We start from the raw sequence: 17,456 nt of genomic DNA, 5'->3' as shown, positions 1-17,456 counted from the left end.
GGGTGTCTCTCTAGGGGGAAGGCGGCAGGGAGCTCAGCGCTGGGCGCGCTTGTTGTCGGGGGTACCCACGGGGTCCCAGCCGCGACCCTTGACCGTCTCGGAGCGACGCGACGAGTCGTCGCGCGAGCGGTAGACGATGTAGGGGCGGAACAGGTAGTGGAACGGTGCGGAGAAGGCGTGCACCAGGCGGGTGAAGGGGATCATCGCGAACAGCAGCATCCCGATGACGACGTGGGTCTGGAACTGCCAGGTGGCGGCCCCCATCGCCTCCACGTCGGGCTGGAACACGAACAGGGAGCGGTACCACACCGATACCGTCTCGCGATAGTTGTGCTCCTCCCCCGTGGGGGTGGTGTCTCCGGTGAGCGTGGCCACCATGCCGAGCCCGATCACGGTGGCGAGCACCAGGTACATGATCTTGTCGTTCCACGTGGTGGCCTTGAACACCGCCGTGGTGGACCTCCGCCGCCAGATCAGCATGGCCAGGCCGACGATCAGGGCGACGCCCGCCAGCCCGCCGCCGTAGAGGGCGCCGGCGTGGTAGGTGTGCTGATCGATGCCGATCCAGTCCGTGAACGCCTTGGGGATCAGCAGGCCGACGATGTGGCCCATGAGCACCGCGATGAGCGCGAAGTGGAAGATGGGCGAGCCGATCTTCAACAGCCTGGACTCGTAGAGCTGAGACGAGCGCGTGGTCCAGCCGAACTGATCGAACCGGTAGCGCCAGATCAGCCCACCCACGAGGATCAGCAGCACCACGTAGGGCAGGACTCCCCAGAGCAGAATGTTCATCGCGTGCTCCCTTGCAGTTGCGGGTAGGGCAGGAAGGTGGGATCGAGGCCGACGGTCTCGGTGGGCGGGCCGCCCAGCAGGTCCCGGACCTCGGAGCGGGTGCGCGGCGAGGGCCCGCCGAGCGCGGCACAGACGGCCGCGACCACGCCGGACTGCGGGAGCTTGTCCTCCGCCAGGCCGATGCGGAGCAGCTCGAGGCTGGCCCGGTAGGCGTTGAGGAGCCCCAACCCCAGCTGGGGGTGCCCCACGGCGGCGAACTCGAGCACCATCGGGAGGTAGTCCGGCAGCTCACCGGCCAGGTCCACCACGAGGCCGGAGTCCCGGTAGGTCTGCTTGATGGCGGCCAGCACCTCGCCTCGGCGGCGGGTGTCGCCGTCGGTCCAGTAGGTCAGGTGCAGCGCGTGCCGGCGTGACAGGTCGAACTCCTGCACGTACCAGCTCTGCAGCTCCATGATCGGCATGCTGCGCAGGTGCGCGAGGGTGGGCGCGAAGTACTCTCCCGCACCAGCCTCGGCGACGGCGGCCTCGATCACCGGGAGCCGATCCAGCAGCTCCTCGTCCGGGTAGCCGAGCAGCAGCCCGGCCGCCTGGAACACCACCGCTGACATCATGCTCCGCTCGCGTCGAGCTGGCGGGCCTTCGCGTCGGCGAAGCTCTCGATCGCCACCGGGACCACGCGCCCTGAAGAGGTGCCGAACGGCCCCTCTCCCCCGGCGCCCGGCCCGCCCTCGAAGTCCAGCGAGCAGCCCATCTCCTCCAGGTTGTGCGCCTGCTCGGCGTGGGCCTTGGGGATGACGTAGCGCTCGTCGTACTTGGCGATGGCGAGCAGCCGGTACATCTGCTCCAGGGCCGCGGGCTCCATGCCGACGGCGTGCGCCAGCTCGGGCTGCCGCTCTCGGCCGAGCGTCACGTCGCGCATGTAGGAGCGCATCGCGGCCAGCTTCTGCAGCACGCCCGTCACCACGTCGGCGTCTCCCGCGGTGAACAGCTCAGCGAGGTATTCGACGGGGATGCGGAGGGTGTCGATGGCACCGAACAGGTTGCCGCCGGCCTCGGAGTCGTGGCCCTGTGCCTTGAGCAGGTCCACCACCGGGGAGAGCGGGGGCACGTACCAGACCATCGGCATGGTGCGGTACTCAGGGTGCAGCGGAAGCGCCACCTTGAAGTGCTTGATGAGGGCGTACACGGGTGACTTCTGGGCGGCGGCCAGCCAGTCGCCAGGGATCCCGTTGGCCTTCGCATCGGCGATCACCTGCGGGTCGTTCGGGTCCAGCATCAGGTCCATCTGGGCCTGGTACAGGTCCTTGTCGTCGACGAGGGCGGCCTTGGTGACCTGATCGGGGTCGTAGAGGATGATGCCGATGTAGCGCAGCCGGCCCACGCAGGTCTCGGAGCACACCGTCGGCAGTCCCACCTCGAGGCGGGGGTAGCACATGGTGCACTTCTCGGCCTTGCCGGAGCGGTGGTTGAAGTAGATCTTCTTGTAGGGGCAGCCGGTGATGCACTGACGCCAGCCGCGGCACTTGTCCTGGTCCACCAGGACGATGCCGTCCTCCGAGCGCTTGTAGATGGCGCCGGAGGGGCAGGAGGCCATGCAGGAGGGGTTGAGGCAGTGTTCGCAGATCCGGGGCACGAAGAACATGAAGGTCTTCTCGTACTCGAACTTGATCTGCAGGTTGGCGTCCTCGCGAAGCTTCTTCACGATCGGGTCGTCATGGCCGGTCTCGTGGATGCCGCCCAGGGCGTCGTCCCAGTTGGCGGAGGCCTTGATGGCCATGTCGTCGCCCGTGATGAGGGACTTGGGCCGCGCGACGGGGAAGTCGTCGCCGAGCGGTGCCTGGATGAGGTTCTCGTAGTCGTAGGTCCACGGCTCGTAGTAGTCGCTCATCTCGGGCTGCACCGGGGAGGCGAAGATGCTGAGCAGCTTCTTGAACCGGCCGCCGGAGCGCAGCTTGAGGCGCCCCGACTTGGTCCGGACCCAGCCGCCCTGCCACTTCTCCTGGTCCTCGTAGGTGCGCGGGTAGCCCTGCCCGGGGCGGGTCTCCACGTTGTTGAACCACACGTACTCGGTGCCGGCCCTGTTGGTCCAGGCCTGCTTGCAGGTGACCGAGCAGGTGTGGCAGCCGATGCACTTGTCGAGGTTCATCACCATGGCCACCTGGGCCATCACGCGTCGCTGCTTGGCCATCAGTACTGGACCTCCTGGGAGCGGCGGCGCACCGTCGACACGATGTCTCGTTGAACGCCGGTGGGGCCGATGTAGTTAAAGGCGTACGCCTGGTGTGCGTAGCCGCCGATGAGGTGGGTGGGTTTGAGAAGGATCCGGGTCACCGAGTTGTGGATGCCGCCGCGCTTGCCGGTGGCCTCGGACTTCGGCACGTCGATGGTGCGTTCCTGGGCGTGCTGCACGTAACAGATGCCGTCCGGCAGCTTCGGCGTGACGACGGCGCGGGCCACGAACACTCCGTTGGCGTTGGTCAGCTCGATCCAGTCGTTGTCCCTGACCCCGATGCTCGCGGCGTCGGCGACGCTGAGCCAGGCCTGCGGCCCGCCGCGACCGAGGCTGAGCATGAACAGGTTGTCCTGGTACTCGGAGTGGATGGACCACTTGTTGTGCACCGTGATGTAGCGCAGCGTGATGGCCTTCTCACCGTTGGGTCCGAGCTCGGGCTCGCCGTAGTCGCGGCCCATGTCCAGCGGCGGCCGGAAGATCGGCAGCTGCTCGCCTGCGTCGGCCATCCAGTCGTGGTCCAGGAAGAAGTGCATCCGCCCGGTCAGCGTGTGCCATGGCTTGAGCCGCTCGGTGTTGATGGTGAACGCGGCGTAGCGGCGGCCGCCGGTCTCCGACCCCGACCACTCCGGGGAGGTGATGACGGGCTGCGGCGACTGCTGGGTCTGGATGAAGGTGATCTGCTTCTCCTCGGACCCCTCAGACAGGTCCGCCAGTCTGCGGCCGGTCTTGCGCTCCAGGTCGCGGAAGCCCTGCGTGGCCAACTCTCCGTTGGTGGTGCCGGAGAACATCAGGATGGCCTCGGCGAGCCGCTGGTCGGTGTTGATGGCGGGGCGGCCTGCGGCCGGGCCGGAGGGGTACACCCCGTGCAGCTTGCCGAGCTTGGTCACCTGGTGGCCCACGTCGTAGGTGATGTTCTTGACGGTGAAGCCCAGCTTCTCCGCCAGCGGGCCGACGGTGAGCAGCTTGTCCGCGATCGCCGTGTAGTCGCGCTCAACGACGGCGAGCACCGGCATGTTCTTCCCGGGCACACCCTCCAGGTCGGTGCCTCGCCAGTCGGGCACATGGCCGCCCGGCTGGGCGATCTGGCCGGGGGTGTCGTGCTGGAGCGCAACCGCCACCAGGTCCTTGCGGGTGTCCAGGCGTCCCTTGGCCAGCTCGGAGAGCTTGATCGCGAGTTCGGCGAACACGTCGAAGTCGCTCTTGGTCTCCCACGGCGGGTCGATCGCGGGCGTGAACGCGTGCACGAAGGGGTGCATGTCCGTGGAGCTGAGGTCGTACTTCTCGTACCAGGTGGCGGCAGGGAGCACGATGTCGCTGAGCAGCGTGGAGCTGGTCATGCGGAAGTCCGCGGTGATCAGCAGGTCCAGCTTCCCTTCAGGGGCCTCGTCGTGCCACTTCACCACATCCGGGCGGAGGTCAGCCCCGTGACCGTTCTCCATCACGTTGTTGTGGGTGCCGAGGAGGTGCTTGAGGAAGTACTCGTTGCCCTTGGCCGAGGAGCCGAACAGGTTCGAGCGCCACAGGATCATGGTGCGCGGCCAGTTCTCGGGCGCGTCGATATCCTCGACGGCGCTCTTCAACTCGCCGGAGTTGAGCCTGGCGGCCACGTAGGCCTGCGGGGTCTCGTACTCGCCGCGTCCGACGGCAGCGATCGCCTCGTCCGCCAGGTCCAGCGGGTTCGCGTCGAACTGCGGGTAGAACGGCATCCAGCCCAGGCGGTGTGACAGCGCGATGGCGTCCGCCGAGTGGGTGCCGTCGAGGCTGCCGGTGGACAGCGGGGACTTGATCCGGTCAGCCGAGAAGCCGTCGGTGCGCCACTGATCGGTGTGCATGTACCAGTAGGCGGTGCCGATCATGGTGCGCGGGGGCCGCGACCAGTCCGTGGCGTTGGCCATGTTGAACCAGCCCGTCATGGGGCGGCACTTCTCCTGGCCCACGTAGTGCGCCCAGCCGCCGCCGTTCTTGCCGATGCAGCCGGTCATCATGAGCAGCGCGATGATGGCGCGGTAGGTCACGTCCGCGTGGAACCAGTGGCAGATGCCGGCGCCGATGATGATCATCGTGCGGCCCTTCGACTCCTCCGAGTTGGCCGCGAACTCACGGGCGATGCGGAGGCACGCCTCGGCGGGCACGGAGGTGATCTCCGCCTGCCAGGCGGGGGTGTAGGGAACTGTGGCGTCGTCGTACCCGGCAGGCCACTGGCCAGGGAGGCCGTCGCGGCCCACGCCGTACTGGGCGAGCATGAGGTCGAAGACTGTGGTGACGAGCTTGCCCTCGACCACGCGGGCAGGGACACCGCGGTGGATGATGCTGCCCTCCCCCTTCGGGTCCTCGAAGCACGGCAGGGAGATCTCCACCTTCTGCGCGTCGGCCTGTTCGATGAGGCTGAGCGCGGGTCGGATCTCGCCGAGGTCCAGGTTCCAGAGACCGGCCCCGTCCTCGGAGTAGCGGTAGCCCATGGAACCGTTGGGCACCGCAGGGCTGGAGGTGGCGTCGTCCCACACCACGGTCTTGAAGGCGGCGTCGGAGACCTCTGCGGTGGCCGGCAGGTCCGCGGCGGTGAGGAACTTGCCGGGCACCAGCCCATGGCCTTCGGGGTGATCCACCAGGGTGATCAGCATGCCGAGGTCCGTGTACTGCTTGACGTAGTCGTCGAAGTACTCGACCTTCTTGTCGACGAAGTTCTCCTTGAGGATGACATGCCCCATGGCCATGGCCAGCGCGGCATCGGTGCCGGCCTGGGCGGGCAGCCACTCGTCGGCGAACTTCACGTTGTCCGCGTAGTCCGGCGCCACGGTGACCACCTTGGTGCCGCGGTAGCGGACCTCGGCCATCCAGTGCGCGTCCGGGGTGCGCGTGACGGGCACGTTGGAGCCCCACATCATCAGGTAGGTGGAATCCCACCAGTCGCCGGACTCCGGCACGTCGGTCTGGTCTCCGAACACCTGCGGGGAGGCGACGGGGAGGTCCGCGTACCAATCGTAGAAACTGGTCATCGCGCCGCCGATGAGGTGCGTGAAGCGGGTGCCGATGGCGTGGGAGACCATGCTCATCGCCGGGATGGGCGAGAAGGAGACGCAGCGGTCCGGGCCGTAGAACTTGATGGTGTTGACGTAACTGGCGGCGGAGATCTCCAGGGCCTCTTCCCAGGAGATGCGCACCAATCCGCCCTTGCCTCGGGCCTGCTGGTAGCGGCGGCGCTTGACCGGATCGGTGGAGATCTCACGGAAGGCGGCCACCGGATCGCCCAGGCGCTTCTTCGCCTCCCGGTACATCTCGATGAGCACGCCGCGGCCGTACGGGTAGCGGACCCGGGTGGGCGAGTAGGTGTACCACGAAAAGGCGGCCCCACGGGGGCATCCGCGGGGCTCATACTCCGGCCGGTCAGGCCCGGTGGTGGGATAGTCCGTCTGCTGGGACTCCCAGGTGATGATCCCGTCCTTGACGTAGACCTTCCAGGAACAGGAGCCGGTGCAGTTGACGCCGTGCGTGGAGCGGACCACCTTGTCGTGGCTCCAGCGGTCGCGGTAGAAGACGTCTCCCGCGCGGCCACCCTGGCGGAAGACGGCGCGGCCGTCGTCGGTCTGGTCCCACTTGGTGAAGAAGCGGCCAAGCTTCAGCAGGGCATCGGAGGCGGGGCCGTCAACGCGCGCGGAATCGGTGCTCATGGGCGTCAGCTTTCCATGCCGGAGAGCGGTACGTCCAAACTTCTCGGAAAAAAGTCTTACGCGCCGTCGTAGTTGCGAAATTCAGCGCCGGCGAGTCGCGCCTGGCTAGGGGTGTCGACGTCTCGGACGAGGGCTGGCGGGGCTGCCACCCGGGCCAGATCCAAAGTCCCGAGGAGGCGACGGACGGACACGTCGCGCAGGGCTGGAGCACCGCCAACGGCGAGCCTCAGAGCGGCCGCGCGGTAACGCCCCGCCAGCAGCTGGGGCCAGCCCTCTTCGTCCTCCAGCACCACACCGTCGACCCCCATCGGCGCCGCGCGCAGCGCTCCCACGACGGCGTGAGGATCTGCCAGGTCACCCGCCAGCAGGAGCACCTCCTCCGCCTCGCCGGGAAGGGCGGCCACCGCCGCCGCGATGCCTGCCACGGGGCCACCGAAGGGAGGATCCTCCAGCACGAAGACGATGCGCTGGTCCGGGAACCCGGCGCGGACGGGTGAGGCGACGATCACCTGGTCGGCCCAGCCGAGGGAGGCATCGCAGGCGCGCTGCAGCAGCGAACGGTTCCCGACGGTGAGCTCCAGCTTGTCCGTGCCCATCCGCGACGAGCGCCCCCCGCCCAGCACGATCGCGCAGCGGCCCCTGGGCGATTCGGGAGTCATCCTCCGATGGCGCTCATCGTGCGGGCGGGCTGGACGAACCCGATGTCATCGATGCCGTGGGCCCGCGACTTTGTTGCGTGGGCGCCCGCCCAGGCCGCGACGATGTCGTCGTCCGAGCCGCCCCCGCGCAGGATTGCGCGCAGGTCCGTCTCCGTCCTGGAGAAGAGGCAGTTGCGGACCTGACCGTCCGAGGTGAGCCGCGTCCGGTCGCAGGCGGCGCAGAAGGGGTTGGTCACCGAGGCGATCACGCCGACGGTGCCGCCCGGCTGCTCGGCGTCCGGGTCCACCCGCCAGAGCTCCGCGGGGGCCGCGCCTCGGGGCTCGTCCAGCGGGGTGAGGCGGAAGCGGGTCTCCAGCGCATCGAGGATTTCCCGGGAGGTGACCATCTGTGATCTGTCCCACTCATGCTTGGGACCGAGCGGCATCTGCTCGATGAAGCGCAGCTGGTAGCCCCTCGCCAGGCAGAACGCTGCGAGCGGCACGATGTCCGGCTCGTTCTCGCCGCGCATGATCACGGAGTTCACCTTCAGCGGGCGCAGGCCGGCGGCGTCGACGGCCTCGATACTGGTCAGCACGTCGTGCAGCCTGTCGCGGCGGGAGAGCCGGGCGTAGCGGACGGGGTCCAGCGAGTCCAGCGAGATGTTGATCCGGTCCAGGCCGGCGGCCTTGAGCCCCGCGATGCGCTTGTCCAGGCCAAGCCCGTTGGTGGTGAGTGCCAACTCAGGGCGCCCGCCGGGACCCTCCATTGCCGACGCGGCAGCGACGATGCGCTCCAGCCCGGGCCGCAGCAGTGGCTCTCCCCCGGTGAACCGGACCCGCTCCACCCCCAGGCGCACGACGGCCACGCGGATCAGGCGCACCACCTCGTCGTCGGTGAGGGTCTCCTCGACGGGCAGCCAGGCGAGGCCCTCTGCGGGCATGCAGTAGGTGCAGCGCAGGTTGCAGCGGTCGGTCAAGGACACGCGGACGTCGCGTGCGACCCTCCCGTGGCTGTCCAGCAATCGGTACTCCTGCATGGGCGCATGCTACCCCGACCCGGGAGGGGTGCCCTGAGCATGCGAAACTGGATCAGTGACCAGCGAACCCCACGGGCTCGGCCCCACCCGCACGCGCGTGCTGGCGTTGCTGCAATCCGCCGCAGGCCCGGTGGCGGTCGCCGAGGTCGCGGACCAGCTGGGGCTGCACCGCAACTCCGCCAGATTCCACCTGGAAGGGCTGCGCGATGCGGGCTACGCCGTCAGCGCCGCGGCTCCGCTCGGGCAGGCAGGGCGCCCGCCGCTGCTGTTCGCCGCCACCAGCGACTCCCCCAACGTCAGCAACTCACACCTGATGGAGCTCACCGAGGTGCTGATCCAGAACTTCGTGGCCACTCTGCCGGACGGGTCGCGGCTGGCCGAGCAGGCGGGGCGCTCCTGGGGCGGTTCGATGGTCGATGACGAGCCCGAGGACACCGAACCCGTCGAGGGGCTGGTGGCTCATCTCGCCGAGCGGGGGTTCGGGACCGTCGCCGTCGGAAACCAGCTCACCTTCACGCGCTGCCCGTTCCGGGCCGAGGTGGGCCTCAGGGAGCTCCCGATCGTGTGCGCCATCCATCAGGGCTTCGTCGACGGCTACCTCGAGGCGAGCGCGAGCGGGATGGCGGCGGGTCGGATCGACGTCGGCCCCCGGCTGTGCCACCTGGCACTCCAGCCGGATACGGGCGCCGAGCCTCGAGACGCGACCACGCCGGTGGGCTGAGCGACCCATCGGGTCGCCCGCACACCGGCGTGGATCGGTAGAGCCTTCGATCAGCCCTTGACGCCACCAGCCGTGAGGCCGGAGACGATGTACTTCTGCAGGTACATGAACAAGGCGATGATCGGGATGGCCGCCAGCACGCCACCGGCCGCGAACAGCGACCACGGGGCGTTGCGCTCGTCGGAGCCCCAGACGTACAGGCCCACGGCGAGCGTGTAGTTCTCGGGCCTGGCCAGCACGATGCGGGCCAGGATGAACTCGCCGTAAGAGCCCACGAAGCTGAGCAGACCCACCACCGCGAGGATCGGCGTGACCAGGCGCATGATCATGCCCCAGAAGATCTGGGCATGCGTGGCGCCGTCGATCTTGGCGGCCTCGTCGAGTTCGATCGGGATGGTGTTGAAGAACCCGTACATCAGGAACGTGTTCGCTCCCAGCGCGCCGCCGAGGTAGATGGCGATCAACTGGAGGTGCGAACCGAGGCCGAGGAACGGGAAGATCTCCCCCAGCGTGAGCGCCAGCAGGAAGATGGCCACGAAGGCCAGCATCTGCGGGAACATCTGGATGATCAGCAGCGCGGTCAGGCTGGCGCGGCGCCCCTTGAACCGGAATCGGCTGAACGCATAGGCCGCAGCCGCGCCCATGAGGACCGTACCGATGGCCGTCAGTCCGCTGACATAGAGCGAGTGCAGCGCCCACTTCGGATAGTCAGTGGTCATCAGCTCGGCGTAGTGCTCGGTGGTGAAGCTCGTGAAGAGCCGCAGGGAGCCCGTGATGGATCCGTTCGTGTTGAGCGAGGCCGACAGCACGTAGAGCAGCGGGAACACGCAGTAGATGATGACGATGATCCCGAAGACGTGCCTCCAGCCGACCTCCTTCCACCACCGGCCGCCACGAAGACGGGTGTCGTTGTCGCCGTTGGCTAGCTTCTTGGCCATCACATGATCTCCTCAAGCTTGCGGGTCTGCCTGAATCCCAGCCAGGAGATGAAGCCGACCACCAGGAAGATGACTATCGACATGGCGCTGGCCAGGCCGTACTGCCGGTTGCCACCCTCGAAGGCGATGGCGTAGACCATCGAAATCAGGATGTCCGTCTCGCCGACAGGCACCGGGGCACCCGGATAGTTCGGTCCGCCGCCGGTGAGCATGTAGATGAGCGAGAAGTTGTTGAAGTTGAACGCGAAGCTCGCGATGAGCAGCGGCGCTACCGACACCAGCAGCAGGGGAAGCGTGATGCTCCAGAACCGCCTGAGCGGGCTGGCGCCGTCCATGATGCCCGCCTCCGTGAGCTCCTGGGGGATGGACTGCAGGGCGCCGGTGGTGACGAGGAACATGTAGGGGAAGCCCAGCCACAGGTTGACCCCGAGGATGGCCAGCTTGGCGAGGTTTCCGTCAGTGAACCACGGGACGCTCGCACCGCCCAGCAGGACCTGGTTGATGAAGCCGAACTCCTGGTTGAGCAGACCGCGCCACACCAGCGCGGCCAGGAAGCCAGGGAAGGCGTACGGGAGGATGAACAGGGCCCGGTAGAGGGTGCGCCCCTTGATGCGCGGGTCGTTGAACACCACCGCCAGCAGTAGCCCGAAGGCGAACGTGGTGAGCACAGACAGGATGGCGAAGGCGAACGTCCACACCAGTGAGGACAGGAACGGGCCCGCGAGCCGGGCGTCGGTGAACATGGCGGCGAAGTTGTCGAAGCCCACGACCACGCGCCAGCCCGGTGAGAGGCTGCTTCCGTCGTCGGCGACGAACAGGCCACGGCTTGGGTCTGCCGTGTAGACCTTGCCGTCGGCGTCGGTGAACGTATCTGCGGCCTCGTCGTAGGCCAACAGCGACTTGGCGATGTAGGCCCTGGCCCCGTTGTCCGTCCTGAGCCAGCCGTCGTCCGGGTTGTCGGACACGCTGACGCGCAGGTCCAGCACCTCGTTCTGGCGCTGTTGGATGTCGGCCAGCGCGAGCACCGTGGCGTCGGGCACCTCGGTGACCCGATCACCGTCGACGACGGCATCCGGAGCGTCTGCCAGCGGGGTCTCGGCGTCGCCGATCCGGGCCTGGTCTCCCTCCACGATCGCGAAGCCGAGCTGGCCGTTGCGGTCGAAGACGGTGACCTGATACTCCGGGGTGCCCTCCACCCGGCGATCCGAGGTCTTCAGGATCTGGGTGATGGCCGGTTCCTTGGCGTCGTTGTGTCCGTCGCCGTAGTTGGTGAAGGCCACGTAGGCGGTGTTGATCATCACGTAGATCTGGAACACAGCGAGGAAGATGAGGCCGGGGACGAGGTACTTGCCGGGGATCGCGCGCTTCGAGAAGTACACGTAGTCGACGATGATCAGGGTGATGACGAGGAAGACGAGGACGCCCCACTCCTGCTGGCCGTAGCTGGCCAGGATGCCGTAGACGCCGAAAGCGTTGACAAGCATCATGAGGACGAGCTTCGCGATGAAGCCCGGGCGCGAGAGGTCCCGCGCGTGGGAGAGCCTCGGCGACTGCGATGTCGGGGAGTTGCTCAAGGGAGTTCAACCTTCGCTTCGTTGCGGGTATGGGCCGGGGGTTGGGCCGCCTTGGCTTCCCAACCCCCGGATGCGACCGTGTGGTCGAGAGGCGTCAGAACTTGGCTTCGATGTTCTTGATCATAGCGTCCCACGCGGCGGCGGGCTCGGCGGTGCCGGTGATGATGCTCACCTGCGCGCCGCCCCAGAACTCCCAGACAGCGCCCATCTCGGGGATGGACGGCATCGGCTGGCCATCCTTGCCGGCCTCGCCGAACCCGGCCAGGACCTCGTCGGTGACGGCGTCAGCAGACTCGGTGAGCGCGGGCATGCGGCCGCCCAGCTCGAGCATCTGATCCTGGGCCTCCTTGCTCGCCATCCAGTCGAGGAATTGCGAAGCCAGCAGGGTGTTCTCGGACTTCGAGGACAGGAAGACGCCCTGCACGCCGACGAACGGCGCGGACGGCTGGCCACCGGCGGACGGGACGGGCAGCACCGTGATGTCCATGTCGGCCGCCACGAAGTCGGCGACGTACCAGGGGCCGGTGATGATGTACGGCGTCTTGCCGTCGAGGAAGGCCTGCTTGGCGGTCTCACCCTCGAGCGAGGAGGAGACGACCTTCTCTGCGGCGAGCGTCTTCAGGTACTCGGCGAAGGCGAGACCCTCCGGGCCACCCATGCCGAGCTCGGCGGTGTAGTCGCCGTTGGCGTCGGTCTTGAACACCGGTGCACCGAACGAGGTCTGGATCGGGTACAGGTGGTACGCGTCGCCGTTGGGGCCCTGCTGGATCACTGCGGGGAACTCGGCGCCGGCGGCGGCCTTGCCCTGGGCGATCAGCTCGTCGAACGTGGCCGGGGTGTCCTGAACCATGGCATTGTTGCGGACCAGGCCGATGTTCTCGATGGCGTACGGGACGCCGTAGAGCTGGCCGGCCTGGGTGAAGCCGCGGGTGGCCACCGGGTTGAAGCCCGAGACCTTGTCGCCCAGCTCGACGGGGGCGATGACGCCGTTCTTGACCAGGTCGCCGGTCCAGTCGTGTGCGCCGACGATGAGGTCCGGGCCCTGGCCGGTGGGGGCCTGGGCGATGAAGTCCGTCTTGACGTCGCCGGACGGCTTCTGCACGACGTCCAGGGTGACGCCGGTGGCGGCCAGGAAGGACTCGCCGATCGTCTTGAACGCGTCGATGCGGGTCTCGTCCACCCACACGGTGAGGGTGCCGGCGGCCGCGGGGGCCGAGCTCTCGGCGGGGGCGCTGCTCGAGGCCCCGTCGGTGGCGGAGGGGGAGGTGGTTGACGTGCCGCCACCACAGGCGACCAGCGTCAGAGAAAGCCCGGCCGCTGCGGCGGCGAGAAGGCTCTTGCGCATGTGTGTAACTCCTTCGTTGTCTCGGGACGCTCCGGTGCCGACCCGACTGATGAGTAGCGTAACCGTCTTTGCAACGTTTGCAAAGTCGTTGCAATAACGGTTCGATAACAATCTGCGTCGGGAAACGTCTCCAGAGCTTCGCGACGCACGTGATGCCCTGGACTAGGTCTGCCAGTACCCCCGCCCTGCAACGATTTGCAAGATCATTGCTAAGTCCTCCGAATACCTGCACACTAGCCTGCGAGCACTGTTGATGTGCACGGACTCGAAGGAGAGGAGGCCCATGATTCCCCCACGGGCCAAGCTGGCGGACCTAGCCGTCGCGGCAGGCGTGTCGACCGCCACAGTCTCCAGGGTCCTCAACGGCAAGCCAGGCGTGGCCGACGCCACCAGAACCTCCGTCCTGGCCACCCTTGAGCGGCTCGGCTTCGCGGCGGAGCCGGACCAGCCCTCCGGCGAGGGCCTCATCGCCGTGATGGTGCCGGAGCTCGCCAACCCGTCCTTCGCCCTGTTCGCCAACGAGCTGGCCCTGGTGCTCACGGCGGCGGGCCGCCACATGATCATCTGCACGGCAGGGCCCGGTGGGACCAGCGAGGAGCAGTACCTCGACGCGCTGCTTGGCGTCGAGATCGCGGGCATCATCTCCGTCTCTGGCACCCCGGCGGACGCCGAAGCCTCCCCCGAGCACTACCAGCGCCTCATCGACGCCGGCGTGCCAGCGGTCTTCATCAACGGCTACAGCTCCGCCGTCGATGGCGCGTTCTTCTCGTGCTCCGACGCCGAGGCGGTGTCCATCTCGGTGGCGCACCTGCGCTCCTACGGGCACGAGCGCATCGGCCTGGCGGTGGGGCAGCTGCGCTACATGCCGAGCCGTCGCAAGCGGGAGGCGTTCATCGGGTTGGGCCTGCCGAGCAGCTCGACTGTGTCGACGATCTTCAGCGTCGAGGGGGGCCAGGCGGCCGCCTCGCGGCTGTTCGACGCGGGGCACACGGCCATCGTGTGCGGATCCGATGTGATGGCGTTGGGCGCCATCCGCGAAGCGCGCGCCCGGGGCCTGGACGTCCCCGGCGACGTCTCCGTGGTCGGCTACGACGACACCCCGCTGATGGCCTTCACCAGCCCCGCGCTCACCACAGTCCGCCAGCCGGTGCCGGCCATGACGAGGGCCGCCGTCGGGTCCCTGCTGACCGCGATCCGGGGGCTTCCCACCGACCGCACCGAGATGCTGTTCCACCCGGATCTCATCATCAGACAATCGACAGGACCGCTCCATGACCGCTGAATGGTGGCGAGACGCCGTCATTTACCAGATCTACCCCCGCTCGTTCGCCGACTCCACCGGCGACGGCTACGGCGACCTCCCCGGGATCATCGAGAAGATCCCATACCTGGCCCGCCTCGGGGTGGACGCCATCTGGATGTCCCCGTTCTATAGGTCCCCCATGGCCGACGCCGGCTACGACGTGGCCGACTACGAGGAGATCGACCCGCTCTTCGGTGACCTGTCGGACGCCGACCGCCTGATCGAGACCGCCCACGCGGCGGGGTTGCGCGTCGTCGTCGATCTGGTGCCCAATCACACCTCCGATGAGCACCGGTGGTTCAAGGCGGCGGTCGCGGCCGGGCCGGGCTCGCCCGAGCGCGACATGTACCACTTCCACGACGGGCTCGGCGAGCACGGCGAACTGCCGCCCAACAACTGGAAGTCCGTCTTCGGCGGGGCCGGCTGGACGCGCCTCACCCGGCCGGACGGCACGCCGGAGCAGTGGTATCTCCACCTCTTCGACGTGAAACAGCCGGACCTGGACTGGTCCACCGAGCGGGTGCGCGAGGCGTTCGACGGCGTGCTGCGCTTCTGGCTGGACCGGGGCGTCGACGGCTTCCGGGTGGACGTGGCCCACGGCCTGATCAAGGCCGACGGGCTGCCGGACTTCGACGCCGAGCAGTCGATGCTGGACCTCGACGGACCCGCCGGCCCGATGTGGGACCAGGACGGCGTCCACGACGTGTACCGCCGCTGGCGCACGGTCCTGGACTCCTACCAGGGCGACCGCTCGCTGGTGGCCGAGGCCTGGGTGGCCGACCCGAAGCGCCTGGCGCTGTACCTGCGCCCGGATGAGATGCACACCGCCTTCAACTTCCAGTTCCTGGACAGCCCATGGGATGCCGCGTCATACCGCGAGGTGATCACCTCGACGATGGCCGAAGACGAAGCCGTGGGCGCGCCCACGACCTGGGTGCTGAGCAATCACGACGTACTGCGGCACGTCAGCCGTCTCGGGCTCAAGGAGCCGGGCTCCAGCCACGAGGGCCTGGGGGCCGACGATGAGCAGCCCGACAACATCCTTGGCCTGCGCAGGGCACGCGCCGCGACCCTCATGATGCTGGCGCTTCCCGGCTCTGCCTACCTCTACCAGGGCGAGGAACTCGGACTCCCGGACCACACCACGCTGCCGGACGACCTGCGTCAGGATCCCGCGTGGTTCCGCTCCGACTTCACGAAACCGGGCCGCGACGGATGCCGGGTTCCGATGCCCTGGGCGGCCGAGGAACCGGGTCTGGGGTTCTCGCCCACGGGGAAGACGTGGCTGCCGCAGCCCGAGTCCTATCGGGCGCTCGCCGTGGACCGGCAGGAGGACGCGCCCGGCAGCACCCTGACGATGTACCGGGCCGCCCTCGCACTCAGACGGGACAGGAGGCTGGGTGGCGGAGAGCTCGAGTGGGTTCCTGCCGGGGACTCGGTGGTGGCCTTCGACAACGGCCCGGTCCGGGTGATGACGAACGTGCTCGGCGCCCCGGTGGAGCTGCCAGAGGGTTACGAGGTGCTGCTCTCCAGCGTGAGCCTGCGCGGCCACGTGCTGCCCACGGACACGACGGTGTGGCTCACCCGACTCTGAGCCCGCCTCGGTGGCGGCATGCCCGGGAGGATCTCGTGCCTTGTCGCGGGCACCTTCCCCACCAGGACCCGCGTCGGAGACGGGCTCCCCTGGTGGCTATGATTACTCGCGTGTCCGACCGCAACGGTGCGGCGGCAGATAAGGAGCCTCTGATGGCCAGCAAGTCCGTGACCGTCGGGTCCGTCGTGGGGCTTCACGCCCGCCCAGCCGCGTTGATCGCCGCTGCAGCGAGCGAATACGACGACGACATCACCATCTCCCTCAACGGGTCGACGGTCGATGCCGGCTCGTCCCTGCTGATCATGACGCTGGGTGCTGAGCGGGGGGCCGTCGTCACCGTCGAGTCGGACAACGCCGAGGCCGTGGAGCGGATCGCGGGCATGGTGGAGCAGGACCTCGACGCCTGAGGTCACCGTCGGTTGAAACTGACTAATCACGAGGAGCCTGGTGATGTCCGATCACGTCCCCGACGATGTGGATCCGGCGGGCCGCGACCTGCGGCACTACACGGACCAGCTGCGCACCGGTCACGCGATCGTCCGCAACGTCCGCGGCGAGTGGGTGCTCCTTCGGCACGCGGAGGTGGTCCGGGCAGCCAACGATCCAGTGACGTTCTCCAGTGCGGTCTCGGCTCACGTGCACGTCCCCAACGGGCTCGACGGCGACGCCCACCGCGCGGCCCGCAAGACGCTGGACCGATACTTCGAGCCCGAAGCCCTGGCTGGCTACGAGCCGGCGTTCCGCGAGGTGGCACGCGGCCTGTTCGCCGCACTGCCCCGAGGTGTGACGGTGGACGCGGTGCGTGACATCGGCTTCCCGTTCGCCGTTCGCGCCCAGAGCGCGTGGCTGGGGTGGCCGGCCTCGTTGGAGGCCCAGCTGCTGGACTGGATGGCCGCCAACCACGCCGCCACCCGCTCAGGGGACCGGGCCAGGACGGCGGAGGTGGCGGCGCAGTTCGACGCGATCATCCGCTCGGTCCTCTCCCCCCGCCGGGCCCTCGGCGACGACGCCCCCGACGACATCACCACCGCCCTCCTCCGCGACGAGGTGGCCGGCCGGCCGTTCACCGACGAGGAGCTGGTCTCCGTGCTGCGGAACTGGACCGGGGGCGACCTCGGCTCGATCGCGCTGTGCGTGGGGGTTGTCTTCGCCTTCCTGGCAGACCAGCCGGAGCTGCAGCGTCATCTACGCTCGGGCGTCAGCGACGCTGAGATCGACGCGATCGTCGACGAGATCCTCCGCATCGACGACCCGTTCATCTCGAACCGGCGCAGGACCACCTGCCCCGTCGAGATCGCCGGCTCCTCCATCCCTGAGGGCGCCGTCGTGAAATTGCACTGGACCTCCGCCAACCGGGATCAGGCCGTCTTCGGTGACCCCGACCGCTTCGACCCCGAGGGCAATGCGGCCCATAACCTGGTCTACGGGACCGGCCCACATGTGTGCCCGGGAAGACCGTTGGCCACTCTGGAGCTGCGGATCGGGGTTCAGGAGGCGTTGGCGGCCACCACATGGGTCGATTGGGGGCCGGGCCGGTGTGCCGAGCGTGAGGTGGCACCGGTGGGCGGCTGGGCCCACGTACCGGTTCTGCTCGGCTGATGTCCGGCCGGCAG

Annotated in this window: 14 protein-coding genes; 5 read left to right on the top strand and 9 right to left on the bottom strand. The window is 68.2% G+C overall.

Annotated features, from left to right (window positions below; translation table 11 throughout):
* Nucleotides 1-33 precede the first annotated feature (33 nt).
* From narI to moaA, 6 genes are read right to left on the bottom strand one after another with little or no spacing between them, the layout of a single operon-like run.
* Complete coding sequence (narI, locus tag H5399_RS06740; protein ID WP_182782256.1) at nt 34-792, bottom strand: respiratory nitrate reductase subunit gamma; 759 nt, start codon at nt 790-792, stop codon at nt 34-36.
* A complete protein-coding gene (gene narJ / locus H5399_RS06735; RefSeq protein ID WP_182782255.1) occupies nt 789-1,403 on the bottom strand; it encodes a nitrate reductase molybdenum cofactor assembly chaperone in 615 nt (204 codons plus the stop codon). Before narJ ends, narI begins: the two co-directional genes overlap by 4 nt.
* Nucleotides 1,400-2,980 carry a nitrate reductase subunit beta gene (gene narH / locus H5399_RS06730; RefSeq protein ID WP_255422095.1) on the bottom strand — a complete coding sequence of 527 codons (1,581 nt, stop codon included), beginning with the start codon at nt 2,978-2,980 and terminating at the stop codon, nt 1,400-1,402. The genes narJ and narH overlap by 4 nt, the downstream gene beginning before the upstream one ends.
* The gene (locus H5399_RS06725; protein ID WP_182782254.1) at nt 2,980-6,693 is read right to left on the bottom strand and encodes a nitrate reductase subunit alpha; all 3,714 of its coding nucleotides are present in this window, start codon (nt 6,691-6,693) and stop codon (nt 2,980-2,982) included. The genes narH and H5399_RS06725 overlap by 1 nt, the downstream gene beginning before the upstream one ends.
* A gap of 56 nt (nt 6,694-6,749) precedes the next feature.
* Complete coding sequence (locus tag H5399_RS06720; protein ID WP_182782253.1) at nt 6,750-7,352, bottom strand: molybdenum cofactor guanylyltransferase; 603 nt, start codon at nt 7,350-7,352, stop codon at nt 6,750-6,752.
* Nucleotides 7,349-8,368, bottom strand: a complete 1,020-nt coding sequence (gene moaA, locus H5399_RS06715) for a GTP 3',8-cyclase MoaA (RefSeq protein WP_182782252.1) — start codon at nt 8,366-8,368, stop codon at nt 7,349-7,351. The genes H5399_RS06720 and moaA overlap by 4 nt, the downstream gene beginning before the upstream one ends.
* 55 nt (nt 8,369-8,423) lie before the next feature.
* Here moaA and H5399_RS06710 point away from each other — a divergent pair, with 55 nt between their 5' ends.
* Complete coding sequence (locus H5399_RS06710; protein ID WP_182782251.1) at nt 8,424-9,089, top strand: helix-turn-helix domain-containing protein; 666 nt, start codon at nt 8,424-8,426, stop codon at nt 9,087-9,089.
* 50 nt (nt 9,090-9,139) lie between these two features.
* On the opposite strand, the gene H5399_RS06705 is transcribed toward H5399_RS06710, so the two are convergent.
* From H5399_RS06705 to H5399_RS06695, 3 genes are all read right to left on the bottom strand, one after another.
* Nucleotides 9,140-10,027, bottom strand: coding sequence for a sugar ABC transporter permease (locus tag H5399_RS06705; protein ID WP_182782250.1), 888 nt, complete (start codon nt 10,025-10,027; stop codon nt 9,140-9,142).
* Nucleotides 10,027-11,601 carry an ABC transporter permease subunit gene (locus H5399_RS06700; protein ID WP_255422094.1) on the bottom strand — a complete coding sequence of 525 codons (1,575 nt, stop codon included), beginning with the start codon at nt 11,599-11,601 and terminating at the stop codon, nt 10,027-10,029. Before H5399_RS06700 ends, H5399_RS06705 begins: the two co-directional genes overlap by 1 nt.
* Nucleotides 11,602-11,695: 94 nt before the next feature.
* Nucleotides 11,696-12,946 (bottom strand): maltose ABC transporter substrate-binding protein, encoded by a 1,251-nt coding sequence (locus tag H5399_RS06695; RefSeq protein ID WP_182782249.1) that lies wholly within the window; start codon nt 12,944-12,946, stop codon nt 11,696-11,698.
* A gap of 283 nt (nt 12,947-13,229) precedes the next feature.
* Here H5399_RS06695 and H5399_RS06690 point away from each other — a divergent pair, with 283 nt between their 5' ends.
* The 4 genes from H5399_RS06690 to H5399_RS06675 all read left to right on the top strand — a co-directional run bounded on the left by H5399_RS06690 (nt 13,230) and on the right by H5399_RS06675 (nt 17,442).
* On the top strand, nt 13,230-14,228 hold the full coding sequence (locus tag H5399_RS06690; protein WP_182782248.1) for a LacI family DNA-binding transcriptional regulator: 999 nt from the start codon (nt 13,230-13,232) through the stop codon (nt 14,226-14,228).
* Complete coding sequence (locus tag H5399_RS06685) at nt 14,218-15,843, top strand: glycoside hydrolase family 13 protein (protein ID WP_182782247.1); 1,626 nt, start codon at nt 14,218-14,220, stop codon at nt 15,841-15,843. The genes H5399_RS06690 and H5399_RS06685 overlap by 11 nt, the downstream gene beginning before the upstream one ends.
* Before the next feature lie 152 nt (nt 15,844-15,995).
* Complete coding sequence (locus H5399_RS06680; RefSeq protein WP_182782246.1) at nt 15,996-16,250, top strand: HPr family phosphocarrier protein; 255 nt, start codon at nt 15,996-15,998, stop codon at nt 16,248-16,250.
* A gap of 43 nt (nt 16,251-16,293) precedes the next feature.
* Nucleotides 16,294-17,442 carry a cytochrome P450 gene (locus H5399_RS06675; RefSeq protein WP_182782245.1) on the top strand — a complete coding sequence of 383 codons (1,149 nt, stop codon included), beginning with the start codon at nt 16,294-16,296 and terminating at the stop codon, nt 17,440-17,442.
* Nucleotides 17,443-17,456: the final 14 nt, after the last annotated feature.

It is taken from the genome of Tessaracoccus sp. MC1627, assembly GCF_014164725.1.
Lineage (GTDB): Bacteria > Actinomycetota > Actinomycetes > Propionibacteriales > Propionibacteriaceae > Arachnia.
This window is presented reverse-complemented; position numbering and strand designations above follow the sequence as displayed.